Origin of the sequence: Leclercia sp. UBA7405 (assembly GCF_037152215.1) — a bacterium.
GTDB lineage: Bacteria > Pseudomonadota > Gammaproteobacteria > Enterobacterales > Enterobacteriaceae > Enterobacter > Enterobacter pneumoniae.
Map to the genome: position 1 here is coordinate 81,426 of NZ_JBBCMR010000006.1, position 24,538 is coordinate 105,963.

23 protein-coding genes and 1 pseudogene are annotated in these 24,538 nt (G+C 55.0%); 17 read left to right on the top strand and 7 right to left on the bottom strand.

What is annotated here, in order from left to right; translation table 11 throughout:
- Positions 1-24: 24 nt before the first annotated feature.
- The 4 genes from WFN75_RS20410 to WFN75_RS20425 are packed head-to-tail and all read right to left on the bottom strand — an operon-like array spanning position 25 to position 2,520.
- On the bottom strand, positions 25-1,014 hold the full coding sequence (locus tag WFN75_RS20410; RefSeq protein ID WP_207292258.1) for an SDR family oxidoreductase: 990 nt from the start codon (positions 1,012-1,014) through the stop codon (positions 25-27).
- A gap of 10 nt (positions 1,015-1,024) precedes the next feature.
- Positions 1,025-1,549: a 2-oxo-tetronate isomerase gene (locus WFN75_RS20415; RefSeq protein WP_046886092.1), complete on the bottom strand. Its 525-nt coding sequence runs from the start codon at positions 1,547-1,549 to the stop codon at positions 1,025-1,027.
- The gene (locus tag WFN75_RS20420; protein ID WP_336996728.1) at positions 1,546-1,998 is read right to left on the bottom strand and encodes a DUF421 domain-containing protein; all 453 of its coding nucleotides are present in this window, start codon (positions 1,996-1,998) and stop codon (positions 1,546-1,548) included. The genes WFN75_RS20415 and WFN75_RS20420 overlap by 4 nt, the downstream gene beginning before the upstream one ends.
- A 9-nt stretch (positions 1,999-2,007) precedes the next feature.
- A complete protein-coding gene (locus WFN75_RS20425; RefSeq protein ID WP_336996729.1) occupies positions 2,008-2,520 on the bottom strand; it encodes a hypothetical protein in 513 nt (170 codons plus the stop codon).
- A gap of 143 nt (positions 2,521-2,663) precedes the next feature.
- Here WFN75_RS20425 and WFN75_RS20430 point away from each other — a divergent pair, with 143 nt between their 5' ends.
- The 16 genes and pseudogenes from WFN75_RS20430 to WFN75_RS20500 all read left to right on the top strand — a co-directional run bounded on the left by WFN75_RS20430 (position 2,664) and on the right by WFN75_RS20500 (position 20,463).
- On the top strand, positions 2,664-3,056 hold the full coding sequence (locus WFN75_RS20430; RefSeq protein ID WP_046886094.1) for a YdeI family stress tolerance OB fold protein: 393 nt from the start codon (positions 2,664-2,666) through the stop codon (positions 3,054-3,056).
- Between the two features lie 276 nt (positions 3,057-3,332).
- A complete protein-coding gene (locus WFN75_RS20435) occupies positions 3,333-4,955 on the top strand; it encodes a ShlB/FhaC/HecB family hemolysin secretion/activation protein (RefSeq protein WP_336996730.1) in 1,623 nt (540 codons plus the stop codon).
- A complete protein-coding gene (locus tag WFN75_RS20440) occupies positions 4,955-5,503 on the top strand; it encodes a toxin-activating lysine-acyltransferase (RefSeq protein WP_040074334.1) in 549 nt (182 codons plus the stop codon). The genes WFN75_RS20435 and WFN75_RS20440 overlap by 1 nt, the downstream gene beginning before the upstream one ends.
- Entirely contained in the window at positions 5,496-14,012 is an 8,517-nt protein-coding gene (locus tag WFN75_RS20445) for a hemagglutinin repeat-containing protein (RefSeq protein WP_336996731.1), read from the top strand. Before WFN75_RS20440 ends, WFN75_RS20445 begins: the two co-directional genes overlap by 8 nt.
- Before the next feature lies 1 nt (position 14,013).
- Positions 14,014-14,523: a DUF2247 family protein gene (locus tag WFN75_RS20450; RefSeq protein ID WP_046886096.1), complete on the top strand. Its 510-nt coding sequence runs from the start codon at positions 14,014-14,016 to the stop codon at positions 14,521-14,523.
- Positions 14,524-14,751: 228 nt separating this feature from the next.
- The gene (locus WFN75_RS20455) at positions 14,752-15,057 is read left to right on the top strand and encodes a hypothetical protein (protein ID WP_336996732.1); all 306 of its coding nucleotides are present in this window, start codon (positions 14,752-14,754) and stop codon (positions 15,055-15,057) included.
- Positions 15,058-15,448: 391 nt separating this feature from the next.
- A complete protein-coding gene (locus WFN75_RS20460; RefSeq protein ID WP_052953280.1) occupies positions 15,449-15,949 on the top strand; it encodes an Imm70 family immunity protein in 501 nt (166 codons plus the stop codon).
- Between the two features lie 34 nt (positions 15,950-15,983).
- Positions 15,984-16,337 (top strand): hypothetical protein, encoded by a 354-nt coding sequence (locus tag WFN75_RS20465; protein ID WP_336996733.1) that lies wholly within the window; start codon positions 15,984-15,986, stop codon positions 16,335-16,337.
- Between the two features lie 40 nt (positions 16,338-16,377).
- A pseudogene (locus WFN75_RS22720) lies at positions 16,378-16,494 on the top strand (DUF6966 domain-containing protein); the annotation flags it as partial.
- Positions 16,495-16,529: 35 nt separating this feature from the next.
- Positions 16,530-16,754 (top strand): hypothetical protein, encoded by a 225-nt coding sequence (locus WFN75_RS20470; RefSeq protein WP_233800794.1) that lies wholly within the window; start codon positions 16,530-16,532, stop codon positions 16,752-16,754.
- A gap of 95 nt (positions 16,755-16,849) precedes the next feature.
- Positions 16,850-17,602 carry a hypothetical protein gene (locus WFN75_RS20475; protein WP_336996734.1) on the top strand — a complete coding sequence of 251 codons (753 nt, stop codon included), beginning with the start codon at positions 16,850-16,852 and terminating at the stop codon, positions 17,600-17,602.
- 69 nt (positions 17,603-17,671) lie between these two features.
- On the top strand, positions 17,672-18,088 hold the full coding sequence (locus WFN75_RS20480; protein WP_046886099.1) for an Imm63 family immunity protein: 417 nt from the start codon (positions 17,672-17,674) through the stop codon (positions 18,086-18,088).
- 50 nt (positions 18,089-18,138) lie between these two features.
- Entirely contained in the window at positions 18,139-18,513 is a 375-nt protein-coding gene (locus tag WFN75_RS20485) for a hypothetical protein (RefSeq protein WP_336996735.1), read from the top strand.
- A gap of 81 nt (positions 18,514-18,594) precedes the next feature.
- A complete protein-coding gene (locus WFN75_RS20490; protein ID WP_336996736.1) occupies positions 18,595-19,059 on the top strand; it encodes a hypothetical protein in 465 nt (154 codons plus the stop codon).
- Between the two features lie 47 nt (positions 19,060-19,106).
- Complete coding sequence (locus WFN75_RS20495; protein WP_253274062.1) at positions 19,107-19,448, top strand: hypothetical protein; 342 nt, start codon at positions 19,107-19,109, stop codon at positions 19,446-19,448.
- Positions 19,449-19,902: 454 nt separating this feature from the next.
- On the top strand, positions 19,903-20,463 hold the full coding sequence (locus WFN75_RS20500) for an Ail/Lom family outer membrane beta-barrel protein (protein ID WP_040074328.1): 561 nt from the start codon (positions 19,903-19,905) through the stop codon (positions 20,461-20,463).
- Here WFN75_RS20500 and WFN75_RS20505 read toward each other — a convergent pair.
- Complete coding sequence (locus WFN75_RS20505) at positions 20,460-21,350, bottom strand: LysR family transcriptional regulator (protein WP_207292265.1); 891 nt, start codon at positions 21,348-21,350, stop codon at positions 20,460-20,462. The genes WFN75_RS20500 and WFN75_RS20505 overlap by 4 nt on opposite strands.
- Before the next feature lie 97 nt (positions 21,351-21,447).
- Here WFN75_RS20505 and WFN75_RS20510 point away from each other — a divergent pair, with 97 nt between their 5' ends.
- Positions 21,448-22,050, top strand: a complete 603-nt coding sequence (locus tag WFN75_RS20510) for a short chain dehydrogenase (protein ID WP_263617692.1) — start codon at positions 21,448-21,450, stop codon at positions 22,048-22,050.
- A 65-nt stretch (positions 22,051-22,115) separates the two neighbouring features.
- On the opposite strand, the gene WFN75_RS20515 is transcribed toward WFN75_RS20510, so the two are convergent.
- A complete protein-coding gene (locus WFN75_RS20515; protein ID WP_336996737.1) occupies positions 22,116-23,495 on the bottom strand; it encodes an amidohydrolase family protein in 1,380 nt (459 codons plus the stop codon).
- Positions 23,496-23,512: 17 nt separating this feature from the next.
- Positions 23,513-24,463, bottom strand: a complete 951-nt coding sequence (locus WFN75_RS20520) for a carbamate kinase family protein (protein WP_286808174.1) — start codon at positions 24,461-24,463, stop codon at positions 23,513-23,515.
- Positions 24,464-24,538 lie beyond the last annotated feature (75 nt).

Consider the following 24,538-nt stretch of genomic DNA (forward strand, 5'->3'; position numbering starts at 1 on the left):
TTACGCCAGCCCCCGCGGCGTTAATTAACGCTTACGACCGGTAAACAGCCGGGCGACCAGCAGACCGGCGGCCACTGCCACCGTACCGACCAGCACCTTACCCGGTACGCCAGAGGTGATGGCCGTCGCCCGGGTATTCGCTTCTGAAGAGAAGCGGCCATGAACCTGATGCATACCGCTGACCGGCCCCGAGAGATAATCTTCCCGATCGGGCGCATTCAGCTCATTGGTCATCTGCCCCTCCCACGCCTTTTTCACCATCATGCGGTCAAGCAGACCGGGAAAGAGAAACTGGCCGACAATCGACTGCAATGTACTGCGCCCAACCCAGAGCTCACGCACCGGGCGTTGTACCACGTTGTAGATGGCCTCGGCGGCCACTTCCGGTTCATACACCGGGCCCAGCGGGCGCATAGAAAAGGCAAATTTATTCCGCGCCCATGCAAACTGCGGCGTATTGAGTCCAGGCAGCTGGACCATCGCCAGGTGGATATTGATCCTCTCGTGAATCAGCTCGGTCCGCACCGCGTCGGTAAAGCCGCGAATGGCCGCTTTGGCACCGCAGTAGGCTGATTGCAGGGGAATGGAGCGATAGGCCATCGCCGAGCCGACCTGAATAATCATCCCTGAATCACGGGGCGTCATCACCGCCAGCGCCGCCCGGGTGCCATTGACGTAACCCAGATAGGTGACGTCGGTGACCCGACGAAACTCGTCATCTTCCATGGCGCGAAACGGCGCCAGGACGCCACACATAGCGTTGTTGACCCACACATCAATACTGCCAAGATGCTGCTCCATCTCCTGCGCCGCCGTCATAATGGCCTGCGCATCCGCGACATCAGCATTCACCGTATGGCATTTCACGCCATGACGCGCCACCTCTTCACGTGCAACCGCAAGGCTGTGGTCATCGCGGGCAATGATCCCCACATTGAACCCCGCCCGGGCAAAACGCAGCGCCGTTGCCTTTCCTAACCCCGCCGTCGCGCCAGTAATTACCACAACACCCATCTTGCTCTCCTTAGTGCAGCTGCTTTTTCCAGTGCGGAATGCGCCGCAACAGTTCCGACAGTGCATAACGCACCGCTTTTTCGATAACGTCTTCACACTCGCCGGTAAAATGCTGCACCGCCGTACTCACCTCGCCGCGAAACCCCCAGGCAAACCAGACGGTGCCCGCGGGGGTGCCATCATCGCCGCCGTCGGGCCCGGCGTAGCCGCTAATGGCGATGCTTAAATCCGCTGCCGCCAGCTTTAACGCACCCTGTGCCATTTCACTCACCGTCTGTCCGCTTACGGCGGTGTACTTATCCAGCGTCGCTTTACTCACCCCCAGCACTTTATGTTTGGCGTCATCGCTAAAGGTGACCACGCCGGTGTCGAAGAAGGAGGCGGTATCCGCTTCGGCGCATAACGCCGACGCCAGATTGCCGCCCGTACAGGACTCTGCCGTGGTGAGATACCAGCCCAGGTCAGGTAAAACAGTCGCAACCTGCCGGGTGAGCTCCTTAAGTGTTTTCGCTTCGTTCCAGATATTTTCTGTCATGATGCACTCTCTTCAGGAATAATAGAAATATGACCATTACGTTCAAGGATGGCATATTTAATCTCTTTCAGTTCAATAATTCCGTGGTTTTGGCGGGCGGAGACCAAAATATCATCGCAGGAGACATCGACTTTCTTTAATTTGTCATTTTGCAATTTCCCGTGCGACACCAAAATAACCGGTGAGCCATCCAGCACCGATTCCGCGCCATGGATATATTTTTTCAGCACGCCAAAAAGCATATCGATCACCACCAGCGTAACAATGGTTAACATTGCACCCGTGACGGAGAAATCATTCCCCAGCAGCGCCTGCTGGGTGGCTTCGCTGATAATTAACAGCAAGATGAGATCGAAGCTGGTCATTTGTAGCAGAGCGCGCCGCCCGGCGATTTTAAAGACCACCAGCAAGATCAGATAGATCGCCACCGCCCTCAGAATCATCTCCATTTCGGCCCCCTACGGATAGATAAACTGCCAGAAGCGAATGCCTGGCTCGTTATTAACGCTGACGGTGGTAACGGCTTTTCCTGGCTGGTCTGGCGTGGTGTAGAGCCAGACGGTAAAGGGCTGCTGGGGGGTGACTTCGTTATAGACCAGCACGATATCTGTCCCGTCACTACGCATTTCGTCAGGCTGCGGCCAGATATTTTCGGTTTCAAAATGGGTCATATAATCCTGCCCCAGCCGGAGGGTCAGGCGCTGGTTATTTTGAAGATGCAGGGAAATTTTCACCTGTACCGGGGTTTGCAATCGACCAAAACGTTCGTAGTGCACCTGCAATATATTATTCGGTGATTTTTGTATCGTTTCGCTAAAATAGCCGTTGGAAAAAAAACCGGCCAGTGCGGCGACAACGATAATTAACAAAAAAATTAAACCGAAGCGGTGACACAGTGACTCAAACTGGAGCGCAAAGCGGTCCTCATCAACCCCGGGGAGGGGGGATGAAGTTTCTTTTATTTTCGTCATTTATCACCTCACCGTCTCGTTTATTAAAATTATGCAGCCAGATGATTTTTATAGATAATTTGGATTAAGACTGTTCTTGTTTGCAAAATAAAAAATAGCAACCAGACTTAATAAGTCAAGCAAGGTTAAACCAAGGAGGCAGTATGAAATTATCCGTCGCACCCTTATTGTGTTGTTTTTTAATCCCGGCGGCCTGGGCCGATGATAATGGTGGACTGAAGAAAGATGCTGCTCCCCCGGCGCCCCACTCGCTGGATGAAGGCTATCGTGGCACAGAGGATGCCCGCATCATGACCGTTACGCAGGCCAAAGAGATGCATGATGGTGCCACTATCTCGCTGCGCGGGAATTTGATTGATGGCTCAGGCGGCGATAAATTTAAATTCCGCGATAAAACGGGCACCATTGATACCATTATTCCGCAAGCCGTATTTGATGGACGCACGGTAAAACCCGATCACATGATCAGTATTAACGGCAGTCTGGATAAAAAAATGAACCCGCCAGTGGTGCGTGTGGACCACATCCAGAAATAAGCCAAATTTCACTTAAGTCTTGCGCGGGTATTTCTCCCATACCCGCTAATTACTGTTGAATATATTCTTCCCGCTCTCTACCTACCAGATTTAAGGAGATTAAAACTCGGAATATTCCGGGCTTTAGGATTAATCCCCCTTTCATTCGACTCCCTTTCCTTAAACAATTTTACACAAATTCACATTGCATTCTTTTTCCTTACACGGCACGGATTTCCCATGATAGCCCGACACAGTCTCGCGTTGATAATAACGACAGCCACTGGCCTGTCTTTAATGCTCCCTGCCCATGCGGCAGACCCCGAAAACCAATTCATTATTCAGCAGCAACGTCAGAGAGCATTAGAACAACAATTAACGCCGCCGGTACCGGATGTTCGCCTGTCTGAGCCGTCGTCGGGCTTTGGCCGCATCGACTTTCCCATCGAAACGCCCTGCTTTGAGATTAAACGCGTAGCGCTAAGCGGCCAGGAGGCTCTGCCGCACTGGTTACCGCTGCAGCGCATCGCCAGTCAGGCGCAAGGTCGCTGTATTGGTGGCAAAGGGATAAACCTGCTGATGAGTACCCTGCAAAACCGCATTGTCGACCACGGCTGGATAACGACCCGCGTGCTCGCCCCTTCGCAGGATCTGAAAAGCGGCACCTTAAAACTTACGATCGTGCCGGGCTATGTGCGACACGTGAAACTCACTGACGAGAGCGACGACTACATCCAGCTTTACAGCGCCTTCCCGGCTCACGAAGGCAATCTGCTGGATCTGCGTGACATTGAGCAGGGGCTGGAAAATTTACAGCGCTTGCCGACGGTGGAAGCCAATATGGAGCTGCTGCCCGGGGAGAAACCCGGCGAGAGCGATATTGTGATTACCCGTAAGCAGCGCAAAATGTGGCGTCTGGGCCTGTCGCTGGACGATGCCGGTACCGAAACCACCGGCCGCTACCAGGGCGGCGTGACCCTGTCGCTGGACAACCCTTTCTCCCTTAGCGACCTGCTCTATTTTTCTGCCAGCCACGATCTCAATGACAAGAGCGGCAAAGGCAGTAAAAACTACACCGCCCACTACTCGGTGCCTTTTGGCTACTGGATGCTGGGCGTAACCGGTAGCGACTATGACTACCACCAGACCGTGGCCGGGTTGAATGGCGATTACCGCTACAGCGGCAAAAGTAAAAACCTCGACGTACAGCTCAGCCGCGTGCTGCACCGCAGCGGCTCACAAAAAACCACCTTCACATACGATGTGATGACCCGTGAAACCCGCAACTTTATCGACGATACCGAAGTCGGCGTCCAGCGCCGCCAGACGGCGGCATGGCGCGTAGGGCTGGATCATCGCCATTACATCGGCCAGGCGACGCTGGATGCGGGCATCAGCTATCAACGCGGTACCCGCTGGTTTGGTGCCCAGCCGGCACCAGAAGAGTACTGGCGCGTGGCGACCGCCCTCAGCAAAATCACGCAGCTCAACGCTCAGCTCGATCTGCCCTTTGAGATAGGAACGCAAAACTTCCGCTACAACGTGCAGTATCTGCGCCAGATGAGCAACACCCCGCTGACGCCGCAGGATCAGTTCTCCATCGGTAACCGCTGGACCGTGCGCGGCTTCGACGGTGAGCGCACCCTGAGCGCCAGCCACGGCTGGTACGTGCGTAACGATCTGGCCTGGCGCACGCCGCTGCCGAATCAGGAGCTCTATCTTGGCGCAGACTACGGCGAAGTGGGCGGTTACAGCGCAGATATTCCGGTTGGCCGCCATCTGGCGGGCGGCGTCGTCGGCCTGCGCGGGAGCGCGTTTAACACCGGTTACGATTTCTTCGCCGGTACGCCGTTCTCGAAGCCGGACGGCTTTGAAACCAGCGATCTCACGCTCGGCTTTAACCTCAACTGGAGCTGGTGATGCGCATCGGAAACCTGGAGATCAAAGCGCCGCTGATCCTCGGCGGGGAAGAGAGTGAAGCCGAAGTGCTGGGGGCCACCGTCTGGCTGTGGATGCACTCCCCGATGCACCGGGATGCCCCGCTGCATGCCCTGCCGACGTTGCTCTTACCCATTATCAAGCGCCGTCAGTATGTGCTGATCGCCGAAGGGGATCGGCCGGTTTTCTTCCTCAGTTGGGCGTGGCTGAACGAGGAGTCAGAGGCGCGCTATCTGACGCGCGCTTCCATTGAGATGCCGGAGGAGGACTGGGATAGCGGCGACCGAATCTGGTTTTGCGACTGGATTGCCCCCTTTGGGCACACCGCCGCGATGTCAGCCCTGATCCGCCGCGATATTTTTCCCGATCACGTCTTGCGCGCGCTTTATCACCGAGGCGCCGAGCGCGGCAAGCGCGTGATGACGTTCCACGGCGATCGCGTCAGCCGGGAACAAGCAAGAGTCTGGCAACAGCAACACCCGCTCGCCGTTAACCTGCCGGAAGCGTTTAAAGGAACGAACCATGAATAAGAACCTCTACCGAATTGTCTTTAACAAAGCGCGCGGCATGCTGATGGTGGTGGCGGATATCGCCCGCTCTGGCCGCGCCGGTTCGTCCCGCGCTTCCGGTATTGGTCATACCCATAGCCGACTGATTGGCAAAGTCAGTGCCATCAGCTTTGGGCTCTGGCTGGCGATAGGGGCGATTCAGCCTGCACAGGCCAACATCGTGGCCAATACCGGCGCGCCAAAAAATCAACAGCCGACGGTGATTAACAGCGCCAACGGCACGCCGCAGGTGAATATCCAGACGCCATCGAAAGCAGGCGTTTCACGCAACAGTTACACCCAGTTTGATGTGGATAAAAAAGGGGCCATCCTCAATAACTCCCACAAAAACGTGCAGACCAATCTGGGCGGCATGGTGGCGGGCAATCCATGGCTGGCGCGCGGCGAAGCCAAAGTGATCCTGAACGAGGTCAGCGCCCGCGATCCGAGCAAGCTGAACGGCATGATTGAGGTCGCCGGGCAAAAAGCGCAGGTGGTGATTGCCAACCCGGCGGGCATCACCTGTAGTGGCTGCGGCTTTATCAACGCCAACCGCGCTACCCTGACCACCGGTCAGGCGCAGATGAAAGATGGCAACCTCACCGGTTTCAAAGTGGATCGCGGTGAAGTGGTGGTCGAAGGGGCCGGGATGGACACCTCCGGCGCCGATTACACCGATATTATCGCCCGCTCGGTCAAGGTTAACGCCGGGCTGTGGGCTAAAGACCTGAAGGTCACCACCGGGCGCAACAGGGTGGATGCTGCCCACGAGGTGATCGAAAAAGGCAGCGACGACCCTGCCACCCGCCCGCAGCTGGCGGTGGACGTGGCCAGCCTCGGTGGCATGTATGCCGGTAAGATCCGCATGGTCGGCACCGAGAGCGGCGTCGGGGTGCGTAACGCCGGGGCCATCGGCGCCCAGGCGGGCAGCGTGACCCTTTCCGCCGACGGACGCATTGAAAACAGCGGCACCCTGCGTGCCAGCGACAACGCCAGCCTGCAAACCGCCAGCGAACTCAACAACAGCGGCGCGATCACCGCCGCCAGAGACGTCCGGGTGAGCGCGGCAAGCCTCACCGGGAGCCAGCAGAACGTGCTGGCCGCCGGGGTGAAAAGCGACGGCAAGCTCGCCGACGCGGGAGATCTGGAACTCAGCACCCGCGGCCAGCTCAGCGCCCACGGGCAAAATCTGGCAGGCGGCAACCTCAGCGCCCGCGGCCAGGGGGTGGACCTCAGCGGCAGCCAGACCCAGGGCAAACGCCTCCTGCTCGACGGCGGCGCGGGGGATCTCAACACCGCCAGCGCGAAGGTCAACGCCAGCGAAATGACCCTGCGCACCGGGAAATTACTCAATAACGCCGGGGGCACGCTGAGCGCGGAGACGATGACTGTCAGCGCCCACGATCTCAGCAACCAGAAAGGCAAAATCGCCCACAGCGGCAGCGGCACCCTGGCAGTGGATCTGCCGGGCACCCTCGATAACCAGCAGGGGCAGATTGGCGCGGCGAACGGCGTACAGCTCAGGGCTGGCACTCTCGACAACACCGCCGGGCAGATCGTGGCGGTGACGGGTAACACCCGGCTGGAGGCCGGGACGGTAAACAACCAGCAAGGGCTGATCTCTGCCGCTGCAGGCGACGGCGAAATTACCAGCCAGCAGGCGGTGAACAACGCCAGAGGCCGTATCGAGGCGGCGAAAACCCAGCGCATCAGCGCCGGAAGCCTCGACAACCAGCAGGGGGTGATTATCGCCGACGGGGCAACCCTGGCCCTGAATGGCGGCGCGTTTGATAACCGTGCCGGCTCCCTGCTCTCTCAGGGTTCCCTCAGCCTTGAGAGCGGCGCGCTGCACAACCAGAGCGGCTTCCTGGCAAGTGACGGCGACTTCAGCCTGAGCGCGGGCGCTGTCGACAACACCGACGGCCAGATTGGCGCTAATAGCACGTTGACCGCCGGTTTCGACAGGCTCAGCAACAGCGGCGGCGCGCTGAAATCGGTCGGGGCCATGACCCTCAACGGCGGCCTGCTGGATAACAGCCAGGGCACCACCTTCTCCGGGGAGAGCCTCGCCTTTAACGGCGGCACGCTGAACAATACCGCCGGACAGCTGGCGGCGGCAAAGGGCCTGTCGTTGGCTACCACGCAGATTATCAATAACAGAGGCGTGCTGCAGGGCGACGGCGTGAACGTCACCTCAAGTGCACTCGATAACCGCGACGGCACCCTTAATAGCCTGGGGGCGCTGGCCCTCTCGGCGGACAGCCTCAATAACCAGGCGGGCACGCTGGCCGCCAGCGGTGCGGCAGATATTGCAGCCACGGATCTTGATAACCGCAGCGGCGGGCGGGTGATTGGCGAAGCCGATACCGCCCTGCACAGCCAGAATCTGCAAAACGGCGGGGGGCAGATCCAGTCGGTGGGCGAACTGCTCCTCGACGGCGCCCGGGGCGTGGTGGATAACGCTTCCGGGCTGATCCGCAGCGGCAAAAGCGTGACCCTCAACGCCCTGAACTTTGTTAACCAGGATACCCTCGGTGAAAACCAGGGGCTGGAGGGCCAGAGCCTGACGCTCAATACAGGTGCCCTGGATAACCAGCGCGGCAGCATTCTGGCGAATAACACGCTGAGCATCGATAACAGCGGCGTGCTGAACAACAGCGCCGGGGCGCTGGCCTCGGGCGACACCCTGGATCTTAGCGGTAGCGGCCTGGCGCTCACCAACGCAGGCGGCACCCTGAAAGCGGGTAAAACCCTGAACGTAGACGCGGCGTCGCTGGATGCCAGCGGCCAGCTGCTGTCGCTGGGGGAGATGGATCTCCACAGCGCTAACGGCGTGAACAACACCGGCACCACCATCGCCAACGGCAACCTGACCTTCACCACCGACGGGGATCTCACCAACAGCGGCCAGCTGATGGCGGGCAGCGCCCTCAATGTGCAGAGCGCCAACCTGACCAACCTCGCCAGCGGCGAAATCAACGCCGGGAGCACCACCCTGACGGCCACCGGCACGGTACGCAATACCGGTCTGATCGACGGGATCGCCACCCGCATCAACGCGAACACCCTGACCAACATCGGCACCGGGCGGATCTACGGTGATGCGGTGGGGATCAATGTGGATACCTTCAACAACCTCGCCGAAAACGGCACCGCGGCGACGCTGGCCGGGCGCGAGCGTGTGAACCTCGGCGTGCAGACCCTGAACAACGCCGACCACGGTTTGATCTACAGCGCAGGCAGCATGATCATCGGCGGCGCGCTGGACAACAACGGCGCCGTCACCGGCCGCGCGGGAACCATTAACAACCACAGCTCGACCATCGAGTCCGCCGGGGATATGGCGATTGCCGCCGGGCAGATCAACAACATCAACGACCACTTCTCCACCGAGGTGGTGCGAGTGTCGCAGGAGGATCTGACCGACTACCAGCACACGGGTTCAACCAACCGCTGGAGTTCGACTGAGCAAGGCGTGTGGGTGGATGACAACTCCTCCGATGGCCTGAAAAACCTCAACACCCCAGAGCGATCCGGCCACGGCAACGATAATTTCAACCAGTACAACTACACCCGCACGATCGACGAAACCCGGATCAAAGAGAGCGACCCGGCGAAGATCCTCGCCGGGGGCAACCTGCTCCTGACCGGCGACAAACTGTTTAACGACAAGAGCCAGGTGATCGCGGGCGGCACCCTGGGGATTGACCAGATGGGCAGCGTGAAGAACGAGGACGTGCCCGGCCAGCGCTTTACCACCGATGAGGGTACCGTCACCCACTACTACCGTATTCGCCACAAAGGCGACGACGAGCAGGGGCGGGATCGCTCGGCCTACACCCCGCCAACCACCATTCAGGATATCGCCCTGAAACCGGGCCAACTGGTCAGCAACGGCAGCGTCGAGGGGAGCAATCTCAGTATCACTCCGCTGGTGTTGCAGGGAACGGACGTGGCGATTGGGCAGGCTGCGGGCGTGAAACCCACGCCGCAGCAGACCGTTTCGCCGGGCGAGCCGGTGACTCCACCTGCCGGGCAGCAGTTTGAAGTGACCCCAGCCGACGGCGCGATCCGCATTATCGGCCCGAATACCACCCTGCCGGATAACAGCCTGTTCAAGGTGAATCCGTCGGCGGAGGTGCCGTATCTGGTGGAGACCGATCCGCGCTTTACCAACGAGCGCCAGTGGCTCGGCAGCGACTATATGCAGGACGCCTTTACCGCTAACGGCGACAACACCCAGAAACGGCTGGGGGATGGCTACTACGAGCAGCGCCTGATCCGCGAGCAGGTGATTGGCATTACCGGCCAGCGCTATCTCGACGGCTACAACAACGACGAAGAGCAGTACAAAGCGCTCATGGATCGCGGCATTACCTTCGGCAAGCAGTATGACCTGAAGCTCGGCGTGGCGCTGACGCCGGAGCAGATGGCGCTCCTGACCGGGGATATCGTCTGGCTGGTTAACACCCAGGTGAAGATGCCGAACGGCTCAATGGAAAACGTACTGGTCCCGCAGGTCTACGCCAAAGTGAAACCGGGAGATATCGACGGCTCCGGGGCGCTGATTGCCGGGAACAACGTCTCCATTAAGCTCAACGGCGACCTGTTTAACCGCGGGACGATTGCTGGGCGCAATGTGTTGCAGCTTGATGCCGACAACATCACCAACCAGACCGGCACCATTCAGGGGGCAGACGTCAACCTGAACGCCCGCACCGATATCAACAATATTGGTGGCGCCATCGTGGGCGACAGCAGCGTGCTGGCCCGCGCCGGACGTGACATCACCCTCACCAGTACCACCACCAGCGCCTCCAGCGTGAACGGTGACAACAGCTTTGCCCGCACCACTATCAACAGCGTCTCCGGCATTTACGTGCAGGGCGACGACGGCAAGCTGGCGTTGCAGTCCGGGCGGGATATCACCCTGACCGGGGCGCAGGTGATCGCCAGCGGCGAGAACGGCAAAGCGCAGCTGGTGGCCGGGCGGGATATGACCCTGAATACGGTGGAAACCGCCAGCCGCGATAATCTGGTGTGGGATGGCGATAACAGCCTGAAACAGGGGCAGACCAACAGCATCGGCAGCGAAGTGACGGGTAAAGGTGACGTCACTCTGGCCGCCGGGAACGATCTCAACGCCCGCGCAGCCGCCCTCTCCGCTGGCCAGGCGCTGAACGTCAGCGCCGGGAATAACCTGACCCTGACGGCGGGCGAGAATACGCAGGATCTGGACGAACGGCATAAAGTGGTGGGCGGTAACGGCTTCCTGTCGAAAACCACCACCACCACCCGCGACCAGATTGACCGCCAGACGGTGCAGAGCAGCGAGCTGAACGGCGACACCGTTAACCTGACCGCAGGAAACGATCTCACCGTGCGCGGCAGCAACGTGGCGGGTACGGGCGATGTCGCCCTGCTGGCAGGCAACAACCTGACCGTCGAGACCCAGGCCGAACGTAATAACGAACTGCACCAGAAGCAGGAGAAAAAATCGGGGCTGTTAAGCTCGGGCGGGATCGGCTTTAGCGTCGGCACCCAGAGCATCAAAACCACCGACACCGGCGCGGACGCCACCCAGGCGGGCAGCACGGTGGGCAGCGTCAATGGCGACCTGAGCCTGCGGGCGGGCGATCGCCTGACGGTGAGCGGCTCCGATTTGGTGGCCGGTCAGGATATGGCCCTCAGCGGTAAAAACGTCGATATCACGGCGGTGAACAACCGCAGCCAGCAGACCCATGAGGTGGAGCAAAAAACCTCCGGGCTGACGCTGGCGCTCTCCGGCACCGTCGGCAGCGCGCTGAACAGCGCCGTCGAGGCCTCCCAGCAGGCTAAATCCTCCGGCAGCAGCCGCCTGCAGGCATTGCAGGGCGTGAAAGCGGCGCTCTCCGGCGTGCAGGCCGCGCAGGCTGCGCGCATGGATCAGGCCCTGGGCGCGGATGCCTCTAACACCAACACGGTGGGTATTAGCCTCTCTTACGGCAGCCAGTCGTCAAAATCGACCCAGTACAGCGAGCAGAACACCGCTCAAGGCAGCACCCTTAACGCCGGGCGCGATCTCAGCGTGATCGCTACCGGCAGCGGCACGCGCGGCGCGGACGGAGATCTGACCGTAGAAGGCAGCCAGCTGAAGGCGGGCAACGATATCACCCTTGCCGCCAACCGCGATCTGTACCTGCGCTCGGCGCAAAACACCCAGCTGCTGGACGGCAAAAATGAGAGCAAGGGCGGCAGCGTCGGGGTTGGCATCGGCGTGGGCTCCGGCGGCTTTGGCCTTAACATCTCCGCCAGCGTCAACCGCGGCAAAGGCAACGAGAGCGGCAACGGCACCACCCACAGCGAGACTACCGTGGACGCGGGCCGCCAGGTGAATCTCCTGACCGGACGTGACGCCACCCTGACCGGGGCGCAGGTGAGCGGCGAAACCGTGAAAGCGGATATTGGCCGCAACCTGACGCTCACCTCCGAGCAGGACAGCGATCGCTACGACTCGAAACAGCAGAACGCCAGCGCGGGCGGGAGCTTCAGCATCGGCTCCATGACCGGCTCGGCCAGCGTCAACGTCAGCCGCGACAAGATGCACAGCAACTACGACTCGGTGGTGGAACAGACCGGGATCTTCGCGGGCAAAGGCGGCTACGACGTGACCGTGGGCGAGCATACCCAGCTCAACGGGGCGGTGATTGGCTCGACGGCAACCGCCGATAAAAACCGTCTCGATACCGGCACCATCGGCTTTAGCGATATTGAAAACCGCGCAGATTTCGAAGTGGAACACCAGAGCGTGGGCATGAGCACCGGGGGCAGCATCGGCAGCCAGTTTGCTGGCAACATGGCTAACGGCCTGCTGGTGGGCGCGAACCGCGACGGGCATGACAGCAGCACCACGCACGCGGCGGTATCTGACGGTACGCTGATCGTCCGCGACCCGACTCGTCAGACGCAGGATATCAACCAGCTCAGCCGCGACGTGGAACATGCCAACCAGACGCTCTCCCCTATCTTCGACAAAGAGAAAGAGCAGGAGCGACTCCAGCAGGCACAGCTGATCGGCGAGATTGGTAATCAGGTGGCGGATATTGCCCGCACCGAAGGCAGCATCCGGGCCACTAACGCCGCGAAAGAGAAGCTGAATCACGTCAACGCACAGGATCTGCAGGAGGCGAAAGCCGCGTGGGAAAAAGCCAACCCGGGCAAAACCGCGACGCTGGAAGATATTAACGGCCAGATCTACCAGACGGCCTACAACGACGCGCTCAGCGCCTCGGGCTTTGGCACCGGCGGTCAGTATCAGCAGGCGATTCAGGCGGCGACGGCGGCGGTTCAGGGCCTGGCCGGGAGCGATCTCAGCGCGGCCCTTGCTGGCGGTGCTGCGCCGTACGTGGCGGAGGTGATTGGTCACTACAGCGGCCTGAACGACGCGGGCAAAGTGGCCGCGCACGCGGTGGTCAACGCCGCGCTGGCCGCCGCCCAGGGGCAAAACGCGCTGGCGGGCGCCGCCGGTGCCGCCACGGGCGAGCTGGTGGGGATGATCGCCACCGAGATGTACGGGAAATCTGCCGACGAGCTGGACGAAACCCAGAAGCAGACGGTCTCTGCCCTGGCGACGCTGGCGGCGGGACTGTCCGGTGGACTGGTGGGCGACAGCTCTGCCTCCGCTGTGGCGGGAGCGCAGGCGGGTAAGACGACGGTGGAGAATAACTATCTAAGCCAGAAACAACAGGCTCAGAGAGATAAAGAAATTGCCGAATGTCAGACTTTAGCGTGTAAGGCAGGCGCACAGGCTAAATGGACTGCAATTGACCTTGGACAGGATGGCAGCTTTGCAGCAGGGATGATCGCAGGCGTGCCGGCAGGACTGTATGATGCCATTGACGGTATCGTGAAGGTCGGGGCAAATCCGCAGCAAACTTACGAAGCGCTGAAATCACTGTTTAACAGTGGCGATGTGTTAGGTAACGTTTCAGATGCGATAAAGCAGTCCTATATAGATCGTATTGACCATATGGAGGCGGAGTATCAGAAAGCTGGTGCCAGTGGTTCGTTTAATGCGGGGGTCGAAGGTGGCAAGCTGGTTACCGATATAGCTGGACTGCTTGCTGGTGGTGCAGGCGTGGTAAAAAACGGCGTCGTTCTCACGGAGAAGATTGTTGTGAAAACCACGACTATGGTCGAAACAGCATTAAAATCTTCGGTTGTTAATAAAATTCTTAAAGCAGACAGAATTGGTAGTGGTTTAAAACCTGACCCAACTCATCGGGGGGCGAGTTATCTGAGCCGGGAGCAATTGATGGAGGGGAAAGTTTTCACTCTCAAAGGGGGTGATGGTGTAGAAAGAAAACTTCTTCAGGCTGAAGGTTCCTTTAATGATAAGAAAGGTATATACGAGTATATCTATGATAAGCAAGGGAACGTTACACACCAAAGATTTATTGAAGGTGGTAATATTACCGGTCTTCCTAATCAACGGCCACCGAAGGATAAGTGACATGACGTTATACCCGGTACCCTATGATTTTATTGTTAAAAATACTCATCTTTCATGGTGTGATGTGAAGTGGGGTTATGAAAATAATCTCATTGCATCAGACGTGCCCATAAAGATGGCGGAACAAATAGTCTTAACGGGAAGTTATACTGATTCTGAACTTGAATTATCATTCCTTATGCCTGAGAGTTCAAATGAGGTGTCTCTCTTTTTAGAGAAGTTGTGCACAGGGTTTGAGCAAGACAATGACTCGACGATCAGGCAAAAATGGTTATTTATTGTTCTAAGCTGGCTTTGGAACAATCGTGCTAGTTTTTCAGATCCATTATCTGAAGTTGAAATTATTTATGCAGATTTTGACTACCCCGCTGAAATAGAGGGTTTTGTTAAATATATGCCTCCTGCTGATGGATATGATCCATCCACGCATTCTCAGACGGAAAATATGAATCATTTAATGGAGAACTGGGTGAATTATTTAGAAGAAAAGTTTGTGGAGTATAAAAAGTAAAAATCCTGAAATCTGTGTCGGCACGCCAGAATGTCCCGTTTCAGGTAAAGAACAGCCCGATCATTTGCATCGGGCTATGAGTATTTTTCAAACATTTAGCCAAATTAAAAACAGCACTAAATCGTTTATTAACCTTATCAAAGCTGTCCTTTCAGTGTAGCCGTAATTCGGCTCTCCCCCTCAAGTACTCTCTAAATCTCTCGCACATCCTGAGTGGCCGAAGAGTAGGTGAAAGCCGAAAATGAACGCTATAAGCGCGAAAACTGTGGTGGGATGAGCGCCGAAGCCTGCTCGATTAAAATGTACACTAAGCGTCGGGAAGCGCTGAAAGAGATGGCCTCGCTCGGAGCGGATTTTGTTCCGGTAGTGGGTACTATAAAAAGTGTAGCGGAGGCACAGTCAGCACTGGATTATATCAATGCAGCCACTTCCTTAATTCCAGGAGGACGTGTTGCTGCAGGCGTGCTCAAAGTAGCAGAGAAGGCACTGGCTAAAGGTGATGTTGTTAAAGCGTCTAAGCCAACGATGAGATAGCCACTGCTTCACGTCCCAGCCGCAGGCAATCAGAAATAGATGTAGGTAAAGATCTCGGTGACGGACGGCGTGAACAAGTCAGTTTCAAAGACGGCAAAGAGGTTCCTTATGGTACGAAAGGCGGAGTTCGTCCTGACTGGTGCCAAGGATATGTTTGTAGTGTTGAAGTAAAAAACTATAATATTACGACTAACAAAAATGGATTGATTAACAATGTTGCACAACAGGTTGTTGAGCGACAGAAGAATTTACCTGAAGGAATGCAACAGCAAGTAGTGATTGATATTCGTGGGCAGAGTGTAACAGCCGTAGATAGAATGACAATTGTAAAAGGCATTGTAGAAAAATAAAATGGTGCAATTGTTCCTTCCTCAATCAGGTTTAAAACACAATGAAAAATGTAGGAATACTTGCAGCGATGACTCTTGCAGAAGTTGGGCCAGCGTCTGATGTGAAAGGTTTTTTTAATGTGGTGTTTTCTTTATTAGAAAACGGCACCAACGGCAGCAAATATCCTTGGGTAATGGAAAAGCTTTATCGTGGGTCTTTAGCTTATGATGATCTTTACAAAGTCAAAAACGAGCTGGACTCCATTAAAAATGAATTTTCAGCAATATTACCTGATAATATTCAGTGGTCGTCATTTGGGATAGATAAAAATCACTCCCGATTAAATTTTGAAGGAAGGAGTTTGTTGTCTGTCTTTGAGCGATTCTTTAAAGCTTTTGATGAAGCATTAGAATGTACAGAGGTTTACTATCAAAGCTTTAATGAGTATATACCTGTAAGAGTGGGGTTCACCGACGCGCCGCATTATATTGATGATATTAATAGAACATCAGAGCAATACAATGCATTAGGTCCAAATGATGAACCTTTTTGGTTACAATAAAATCAGGAAGTATTGTTAACCTTATGAGGTGGTTATGGCTGGATGGTTGTATTTTGGAGGACAAGATGGTGTCTCATTGGGATCTTCCGCGATTGATTTTATCGCTTCTTATCTGCGGCCTTATATTGCCGGAGTAAGTACAGAGGTTATGGAAAAAGTTTATGAAACCTATGACCTCTTCGATGATACATTAGATTTTTCCGCTTTATCATCAAAAGATTATATGCATTGTTACAGCCAGTTATTAAAATCTTTTGAAACTGATCTTGCGGTGGTTCCGATTATTAACGGGAAATCGCGGCAGTGGGCAATTGGCATCTGGCATGATGAAATAAAGCCCAAAATGCAGGCATCATCACTGTATAATCCTGATTTGTTTAATAAATAGACAAACCCCGACCTTTGTGCCGGGAGCATGCTGACAGACGTATAGCGGAATGGGGTCACTAAGCGATCTCGTATTGTATAGAAACGGAAAGGTTTTGATGAGTGAAAACGATGAATTCGATCAACTCAGACGCGACCTGTTTAACCTTCTTTCCTGAACAATAATCCGCTTTCGCAGATGGGAATCTCAAGAATGAAAAACAGCACTAAATCTTTTATTAACCTTGTTTACCTGTGCTGCGCGACAGGTCTGGCCGTGTTCATTCTGACGCTCCTTGGCCGTTTAGTCGGTGCGGGATTAGCATGGAATGTGAAGGAGGATTTCCCCTTCTCTTTCAAAGACGTGTTGATATGTCTTGAGTTAACCTGGCTGGGGCTGCCTGCAGGTTTGATCATCTGGTTTTTTTATCACCGGTAAAAGACCTGGACAGGTTGCAATGTGAATCACCTCCCGTCCCTGCTGGCGGGAGATGAAACGAAACAATTATCTTCGGTGAAGACAGGAGCCTGTAAATGACAACCAAATCAGTTGATCAACTACAGACAGGATTAGATCTCTACCTATTAAACGGCTATGTCGAATCAGATTCATTTAACGATCCGAATGATGATGCTCTGGAATATCTGGGCATGCCACTCGTGGAAGATCAACCCACGGCGCTAAAATATTGCCAGAGATTTTTGCAGCAGTCCCAGGTCAATGATGAACTAAAATCAGCCGCACTGGATTTCTTACTACTGTCCAGTGAATGGAGTTTCGCGTATCAGTATCTTTATAGCCAGGCGGAAAGACTTTCTATTCCGGAACTTGAAAAGGCGTTTTTTTATTCTTATTGTGATAGAAACGAAGCCACACATTATCCCGTTCCCGAAGGGCTATTCACTAAATTGTTAGCACGATTTGAGGTTGTTAAGGATGAGCCCGATGCTTATTTTTATCATCTTCATAAGCCTATAATGACTTTGTTAAAACACTTTCCGATACGCAGAATTGACTTTATTATGGGGAAAGAATCTATGACACAATCACATCATTTAATTAAAGTTATTGCCGATATGGCCATTTTCCTTGAATTTACTGGCGAAAATTCGCTCAATCCAGATGCCGCTGTGGAAATGCTGGAACATATTGCCGCCGAGCTTAAGCTATTAACGGACGATGAGAAAGGGAGCATTATCGATTCCTTTGCAGAAATTGCGAAAGCCTATCGGGGGGATGAATCCGACTTTGTCAAAGCCCTTCCCGATACGCTGGGATTACGTTAGTGTTCCAGTGGCAATCCGTCTGTGTAGAATGACTTTTGAAGAATAAGTCTATTCGCGAGGTTCGCTAATATGTTAGTAAATATTGATGAAATACAAAGACAAGCTGATGAGATGATTTTACGAGCTGGCTTTCCAAAACATTCAGTGAATCTGTGTTCTGCTCCCTATGGCGACGGCACTCCCTATATTTCATTCGAAAAAGATTCATATAATTATATTTACTCAGAAAGAGGGTATGAGTTTTCCCGAAAAGTCACTCACTCTTTGAATACGCTGCTTTATTGGATAATGTCCGAATTCGCCTATCAGATTGCCTACCAGTATGAGTTAGAACACAGGGTTGAAGGAAGGGATGGACGGCGCATCGCTTTTCCAAAATTTATTGAAATAATGGCGAATATGAACCCAGCCTGGGAGTCGGAGGCGCGAGTTGACATTCAAAAAATTCTGGCTGAAGCGCCTTACGACGATAGCCTCTATACATAATTGAGGGCAACATCGCAGCGATGCTGGCGCAGGGTAAAATTACAAAGTAAGTGGCCGAAGAGCAGGTGAAGGCCGAAAATGAACGCTATAAGCGCGAAAACTGTGCCGGAATGAGCGCTGAAAGAGATGGCGTTGTTTGGCGTAGATTTTGCCCCGGTCTTAGTGATAACAAGAGCTTCGCGGAAGCTCACAGTGCGCTTGATTATCTGGCTGAGACGATTGACATCATTCATGGCGCAGGGGATGTTGCGGGCAAAGCCTTTAAGGGTGCGGAAAAGGCGCTCAAAGCAGGCGATCTGGAAGCAGCATCTAAGCTGATTAACCAGGCCATTGATGAGATTTATGCCGTGTCTGGTGCTAAGTGGAACACCAAGCTCAGGGAAGAGCCTGTTATGATAATTAACAATTGCCTGGAACTCGGTTAGCGGAATTTTTTTGCTATGAATTTGTGCTTTAACAAACAAGATATTATTGTTAAGAAATACACGCCAGAGGGGAGTTATAAAATGACAGTGGAATGGGCTAGTTTTATAGATATCCTTGGTAAAAGGGAAGATTCTGTTGAAGTTATTAACCTGTGTCAGGCTATTGGTGAATCCCCGGTTATATCAGCTGATGCTGACGAATATAACGATTCTGGTGGGAAAACGAAGTACTATAAATTTTACCACTCTGGTATCGAGATGGGGTTTCGGAAAGACTGTTTAAGTCATCTTCATTTTTACTTTGGCAATGAAGCTGGGTATTCACCTTTTACAGGCAATTTTATCCCGGGAATTAAAGGCGGGATGGACAGGACATTCATTATAAAATTGCTCGGAAAACCCACTTTGTCTGGCGAAGGCAAAGTCGACATGCTCCTTGACTGGATCAATGAATGGTCAAAATACGAATATGGGAACCACTCAATACATCTTCAGTATACGGAGCATAATCACCTGTGCCACGCAACGTTGATGGAAAAATCATAACGGCATAATTTACAACGCTTTTTATCAAATTTTAGCCTGGCTGGTATATGATGATTACGGGCATAAAAATTGCCTCATTTGAACTAATTTATCTGTCAGGAAAAATGATGCGTCAATCCCAGGATATTTATAATGACATTGGCTCGATCTTAATAGCCGCAGCGCCCAATAGTGCCGCAAAAATCATTGCGCGCGCTGAGCTGTCGCCTGAAGGCGACCACTGCAAATGTGAGTTTGATTATGTGGACAGCACCTCAGGTGAGACAAACTGGTTCACTGCTGGCGCACAAGCCAATGCAGATTTGCTGGATCTCCTGGTTGAGCTGAGGAGATTTTTGTGGAAAACGTCTCATCACATCGGCCCTCTTTCTGGCACGCCTGTGAAATAAAGGCCGATGTTGAAAAGCTCAACATCACTATTGATTTTAAATATTCTGATTAGCAGACACTACTCACCTACTACATGAAATCTCAGGATAAATAATTGAGCGAGTTAGACGAGCTGCACAACAGAATCGGTCAATTATTGGTTAATGCCGATCCTGCTGATGCGAAAAAAATCCTTGCTCGCCAGTTACCCTTTACGTCTCCTTTTAGTTAATCTGCGGCATTATTACACCCAGAATAATATGACCAATGGTTATGATGAGTAAACGTGCTCCCCTACCAATACAGGGGGGGCTAATTCCAGGACTATTCCGGCCTTTAAGATTATTCCCTATTTTATCCCCCAGTAAAAAAACCAACAATTCTACCGCCTTAATTTGCAGTGGAATATCTCCAGCCCGACGGGTGGGGAGATATGGCATTACACATAAAAAACGACAACAAGGATTACGGAAAATGAAAAAGCTATCTCTGGCGGTATTGGTTGCGGCGGGTCTGGCAAGTGGCGCGGCTCTGGCAGATAACCAAACCGTTTCTGTCGGTTATGCGCAGAGTAAAGTCGAAGACTTTAAAAATATCCGCGGCGTAAACGTTCAGTATCGCTATGAGTGGGACTCTCCGGTCAGCCTGATGGGCTCATTCACCTATATGAGCGGCGACGAAGATGAACATTATTATCTGTTCTCTGACTCCGTAAAAAACCATATTGAAGCGAAATATTACTCTCTGCTGGTTGGCCCGGCTTACCGTATTAACGACTACGTATCTCTGTATGCGCTGGGCGGCGTGGCGCGTGTGAAAGCCGACGGTCATACCACCTGGGTTAACGGCGGCGATAATTACACCCAGCGCGATAGCATCTCTGAAAAATCGACCTCCTTCGCTTACGGCGCGGGCGTGCAGTTTAACCCAACGCCGGAGTTGGCGATTGGCGTGGGCTACGAAGGCACCAATGCAGACCTGGGCGACGACTACGGCATCAACGGCTGGAACCTGACCGTAGGTTACCGCTTCTAATTCGGTTCCCCCGCCTGGGCGGTGAGATGGGCGATAAATTGCGTCAGCTTCGGCAGCGGACGCAAATCTTGCCGCCAGAGCAGGTGAACCGGCCTGGGTGCCGGGGTAAACGACTCCAGCACCCTGATCAACTTACCGTTTTTAAGTTCCTCTTCCACCAGCACCTCTGGCTGTAGCAGTAGCCCGGCTCCGGCACACGCGGCCATCCGTAATCCATATCCGTCGTTACAGCGCAAAATGGCGTCACGCTTCCAGCGCACCTCCCCTTCCACACCCGGTAAGCGCCACTCGTTGCGGGCAGTCCAGACCGTGTGCGACAGGCAGAGATGATCCACCAGATCGGCCGGGGTTTGCGGTGTGCCATGACGCGCCAGATAGTCCGGCGCGGCGCAGATCACCATCCGGTAGGCGCAGAGGTATCGCGCCACCAGATCCTGCTGATGGATCTCGCCGATGCGGATCGCCAGGTCAATCCCCTCCTCCACCAGATCGACCAGCCGGTTGGTCAGATCCAGCTCTACCCGTACCTCTGGCCAGCTTTGCAGAAAAGTGGCCGCCAGCGGGGCAATAACGCAACCGCCAAACGAGGTGGGCGCACTGACCCGCAGCGTGCCCGCCGGCGCGGTGCGCAGGCGCTCGACGGCGCTCTCGGCGATGCCGAGTTGTTCAATGACGCGTTTCGCCTCGTCGTAATAAACGCGTCCGGCGTCGGTGAGACTCTGGCGGCGTGTGTTTCGCTCCAGCAGACGTGTACCGAGACGCGCTTCTAGCTGGGCAATGTATTTGCCCACCATTACCGCCGACATCTCCAGACGCGTTGCAGCGCCAATAAAACTGCCGCTCTCCACCACCGCGATAAAGGTCTCCATGCCGCGAAGCTTATCCATATTGCAAACCTCTGGTTAGTAATCATCTAACTTTAACCCAGTTTATCCGACTTTTTATTTATTAAAGAATGGAGACACACAACAAGAGGAGTCGGCTATGAAAATCGTAATTATTGGTGCCAGCGGTACGGTGGGTCGTGCGGTAACTGAGGCGTTAAGCGATCGCCATGAGGTGATTCGCGTGGGGCGCACGCAGGGGGATTATCAGGTGGATATCACTTCGCAGGAGAGCGTCCAGGCCCTGTTCGACACTATCGGTAAGGTGGATGCGATTGTCTCCGCCAGCGGTGGCGTGCACTTTGGCCCGCTCGCCACCATGAAAGCGAGCGATTTCAATCAGGGTTTGCAGGATAAGCTGCTCGGTCAGGTGCGCCTGGCGCTGACCGGCCAGCACTATCTGAATGAAGGGGGCTCCATTACGTTGATTAGCGGCATTATCGCCCACGAGCCTATTGCGCAGGGGGTGAATGCCACCACGGTCAATGCGGCGCTGGAGGGCTTTGTCCGCGCCGCCGCCTGCGAACTGCCGCACGGTATTCGCATTAACCTGATTAGCCCCACGGTGCTCACTGAATCCGCAGAGGCCTATGACGGCTTCTTTCCGGGGTTTGAAAGCGTGCCCGCCGCGAAGGTGGCGCAAGCCTATCGCCGTAGCGTAGAAGGGGTGCAAAGCGGACGGATCTATCAGGTGGGGTATTAATGAAGTCAGTGCGGCCTGTTGCCCTCACCCCAGCCCTCTCCCTGTGGGAGAGGGAGAGAGGCACTTCAGCCCACGGTGCCCCAGACGAGGTTGCCCTTGTGGAAGGTGGCGCTACGCGGTGAAATGCGCGCCACCGCTTCGGCGGAGCAGGAGGCATCCACCAGCACAAAGCTGGCCTCGTCCTGAGCTTTCGGCCATACCCGCTCGCCTTTATCATTTAGCGGCAACACATTGCCAGTGGCGATAGCCAGTGCCCGGGAGAGCGTCTGCTCGTTGGGACGGATATAGAGCTGCGCGTAGAGGTTGGCTTTTTCCAGCATGTCCCCCAGGCCATACGGCGACCAGTGGTCAATCACGCTGTCGGTACCGGTCATAACAAACACGCCTTTATCCTGCAGCTGTTTCAGCGGCATATGCAGGGTACCGATGGGCACGGTAGAGGCAATGGTTATCTGCTGCGCTGCCATGCGCGTAGCAATAGCATCCACCTGTTTTTCATCCATCATCGCCAGCGCAAAGGCGTGGCTGATGGTCAGTTTGCCCTTCAGTTCCGGCGTTTTCTCCACGGTTTCTACCATGTAGTTCACCGCTGCAATGCCCGCAGGGCTGGTTTCATGCAGGTGAATATCCACCCCTTTGTCGTAATCGAGCGCTATCTGGAACATCAGATCGAGAGATTTTTCCATAGCGCCGTCGACATTGGTGGGGTCCAGTCCGCCCACGTAGTGCGCCCCGGCCTGCATCGCCTCTCGCATTAATGATTCCGATTTTGAAAACAATAAACCGTGCTGTGGGAAGGCCACGATCTCGCAATCAAACCCGGCACGTCGGCGCGCCAGGACCGCCTGCAGGTTTTCCAGATTCTTCAGGCCGGAGGTCGGTTCAATGTTGCAATGGCTGCGGGCGACGGTGGAGCCTTTTGACTGGAGCAGATCGATGAGCTTTTCCGCACGTTCTTGCGTGTAAGGCTGCAGTTCTGGCAACATTTTTTGTTCCAGTCGGATCATGTCCTGGATGGTGGTCCCCGCCGGGCGATTCAGCGAACGCCATGGGCCGCCATAGAAGGTCTTGTCCAGATGAATGTGCATGTCGCGCATCGCGGGCAGCAACAATTTTCCGCCCGCATCGTAGTGCGGCAGGGCTGCATCCGCATGGCTTTTGTTATCGCGCAGTGCGGCTATGTTGCCGTCTTTGATCTCCAGCGTTTTTAGCTCGGTACGGGTGCTGAGAGCCACGTTATTGTCAAACTGGAAGCCCGCTTCCAGTAGGACGTTATCCAGATAATAGTGGCTGGCGGTGATGTTCATGGGTTTGCCCGTCTCACAGGTGGGTGCGGCGGTATCGGCAGCATACGCGACGGAGCCGGTAGCCCCGAACAGGGCGCAGGCAGTGACCATTTTGCCGCTCTGGCTAATAAACTCACGGCGGCTTTTATTCTCATTCATTGTCTTTTTCCTTTTACTTACGCTTTCACGATGTGGGTACCGGTCTCGCCGCGCAGCGCCGCAGGCAGGGAATCCGGTGAGGTGATCACCACCCGTTTGCCACCCTGCTGCAGGAACGCCAGGCTGGCGACAATTTTGGGGAGCATACTGCCGGCCGGGAAATGGCCCTCTTCCATATAGCGCATCATCTGCGCCACGTTAACCCTCTCCAGCGCTTGCTGGTTGGGCTTGCCGAAATGTATGCAGACTTTCTCGACGCCGGTGGTAATCACCAGGACGTCGGCGTGGATCTCACGGGCCAGCAGCGCGGTGGAGAGATCTTTGTCGATCACCGCATCCACGCTCTGGTAATCCCCCTCCTCGGTGCGGATCACCGGGATACCGCCGCCGCCCGCGCCGATTACAACAAAGCCTTTTTGCGTCAGCGCCTTAATGGCATCGGCCTCCACAATGCGCACCGGCAGGGGTGACGCCACTACCCGGCGATAGCCGCGGCCAGCATCCTCGACAAAATGCCAGTCGGGGTGCGTCTGCTGCAGTTCATCACGCTGGGATTCACTGAAGAACGCGCCAATCGGTTTGCTGGGATGGGTAAAGCCAGGATCGTTTTTATCCACTTCTACCTGCGTAACGACGGTGACCGCTTTTTGCTCGCCGCGCGCCGCCAGGCGGTTGTTCAGCGCCTGCTGGATGAGGTAGCCGATACCGCCCTGGGTGTCTGCCACGCAGTTGGCCAGCGGGGTGAGGGGCAGCCCTTCCCGCTCGTGAGCAATTTCAGCGCGCCGGAGATCCAGCCCCACCTGCGGGCCGTTACCGTGGGTGAGGACGATGTCATAGTCGGAGGCCAGCATCTCCAGCACCGACTCCGCCACCGCTTTCACCGCCTGGGCCTGATGTTCCACCGACTGGCTGGCGTTATCTTTGATAATGCTGTTGCCGCCGATGGCGACAACCATGAGCTCTTTCATTTGTTTTCCTTCGCAACGGTGCGATATTTTCCCCTCACCCCTACCCTCTCCCCAAGGGGGCGAGGGAGTTCATGT

Excerpts from the sequence above, each read along its gene's own strand:
- WFN75_RS20410 (WP_207292258.1), bottom strand. The coding sequence starts at position 1,014 with ATGGGTGTTGTGGTAATTACTGGCGCGACGGCGGGGTTAGGAAAGGCA.
- WFN75_RS20490 (WP_336996736.1), top strand. The coding sequence starts at position 18,595 with ATGACAGTGGAATGGGCTAGTTTTATAGATATCCTTGGTAAAAGGGAA.
- WFN75_RS20470 (WP_233800794.1), top strand. The coding sequence starts at position 16,530 with ATGAAAAACAGCACTAAATCTTTTATTAACCTTGTTTACCTGTGCTGC.
- WFN75_RS20415 (WP_046886092.1), bottom strand. The coding sequence starts at position 1,549 with ATGACAGAAAATATCTGGAACGAAGCGAAAACACTTAAGGAGCTCACC.
- WFN75_RS20500 (WP_040074328.1), top strand. The coding sequence starts at position 19,903 with ATGAAAAAGCTATCTCTGGCGGTATTGGTTGCGGCGGGTCTGGCAAGT.
- WFN75_RS20480 (WP_046886099.1), top strand. The coding sequence starts at position 17,672 with ATGTTAGTAAATATTGATGAAATACAAAGACAAGCTGATGAGATGATT.
- WFN75_RS20515 (WP_336996737.1), bottom strand. The coding sequence starts at position 23,495 with ATGAATGAGAATAAAAGCCGCCGTGAGTTTATTAGCCAGAGCGGCAAA.
- WFN75_RS20465 (WP_336996733.1), top strand. The coding sequence starts at position 15,984 with ATGGCTGGATGGTTGTATTTTGGAGGACAAGATGGTGTCTCATTGGGA.
- WFN75_RS20435 (WP_336996730.1), top strand. The coding sequence starts at position 3,333 with ATGCTCCCTGCCCATGCGGCAGACCCCGAAAACCAATTCATTATTCAG.
- WFN75_RS20495 (WP_253274062.1), top strand. The coding sequence starts at position 19,107 with ATGATGATTACGGGCATAAAAATTGCCTCATTTGAACTAATTTATCTG.
- WFN75_RS20450 (WP_046886096.1), top strand. The coding sequence starts at position 14,014 with ATGACGTTATACCCGGTACCCTATGATTTTATTGTTAAAAATACTCAT.
- WFN75_RS20510 (WP_263617692.1), top strand. The coding sequence starts at position 21,448 with ATGAAAATCGTAATTATTGGTGCCAGCGGTACGGTGGGTCGTGCGGTA.
- WFN75_RS20420 (WP_336996728.1), bottom strand. The coding sequence starts at position 1,998 with ATGGAGATGATTCTGAGGGCGGTGGCGATCTATCTGATCTTGCTGGTG.
- WFN75_RS20520 (WP_286808174.1), bottom strand. The coding sequence starts at position 24,463 with ATGAAAGAGCTCATGGTTGTCGCCATCGGCGGCAACAGCATTATCAAA.
- WFN75_RS20505 (WP_207292265.1), bottom strand. The coding sequence starts at position 21,350 with ATGGATAAGCTTCGCGGCATGGAGACCTTTATCGCGGTGGTGGAGAGC.
- WFN75_RS20475 (WP_336996734.1), top strand. The coding sequence starts at position 16,850 with ATGACAACCAAATCAGTTGATCAACTACAGACAGGATTAGATCTCTAC.
- WFN75_RS20440 (WP_040074334.1), top strand. The coding sequence starts at position 4,955 with ATGCGCATCGGAAACCTGGAGATCAAAGCGCCGCTGATCCTCGGCGGG.
- WFN75_RS20425 (WP_336996729.1), bottom strand. The coding sequence starts at position 2,520 with ATGACGAAAATAAAAGAAACTTCATCCCCCCTCCCCGGGGTTGATGAG.
- WFN75_RS20430 (WP_046886094.1), top strand. The coding sequence starts at position 2,664 with ATGAAATTATCCGTCGCACCCTTATTGTGTTGTTTTTTAATCCCGGCG.
- WFN75_RS20445 (WP_336996731.1), top strand. The coding sequence starts at position 5,496 with ATGAATAAGAACCTCTACCGAATTGTCTTTAACAAAGCGCGCGGCATG.
- WFN75_RS20460 (WP_052953280.1), top strand. The coding sequence starts at position 15,449 with ATGAAAAATGTAGGAATACTTGCAGCGATGACTCTTGCAGAAGTTGGG.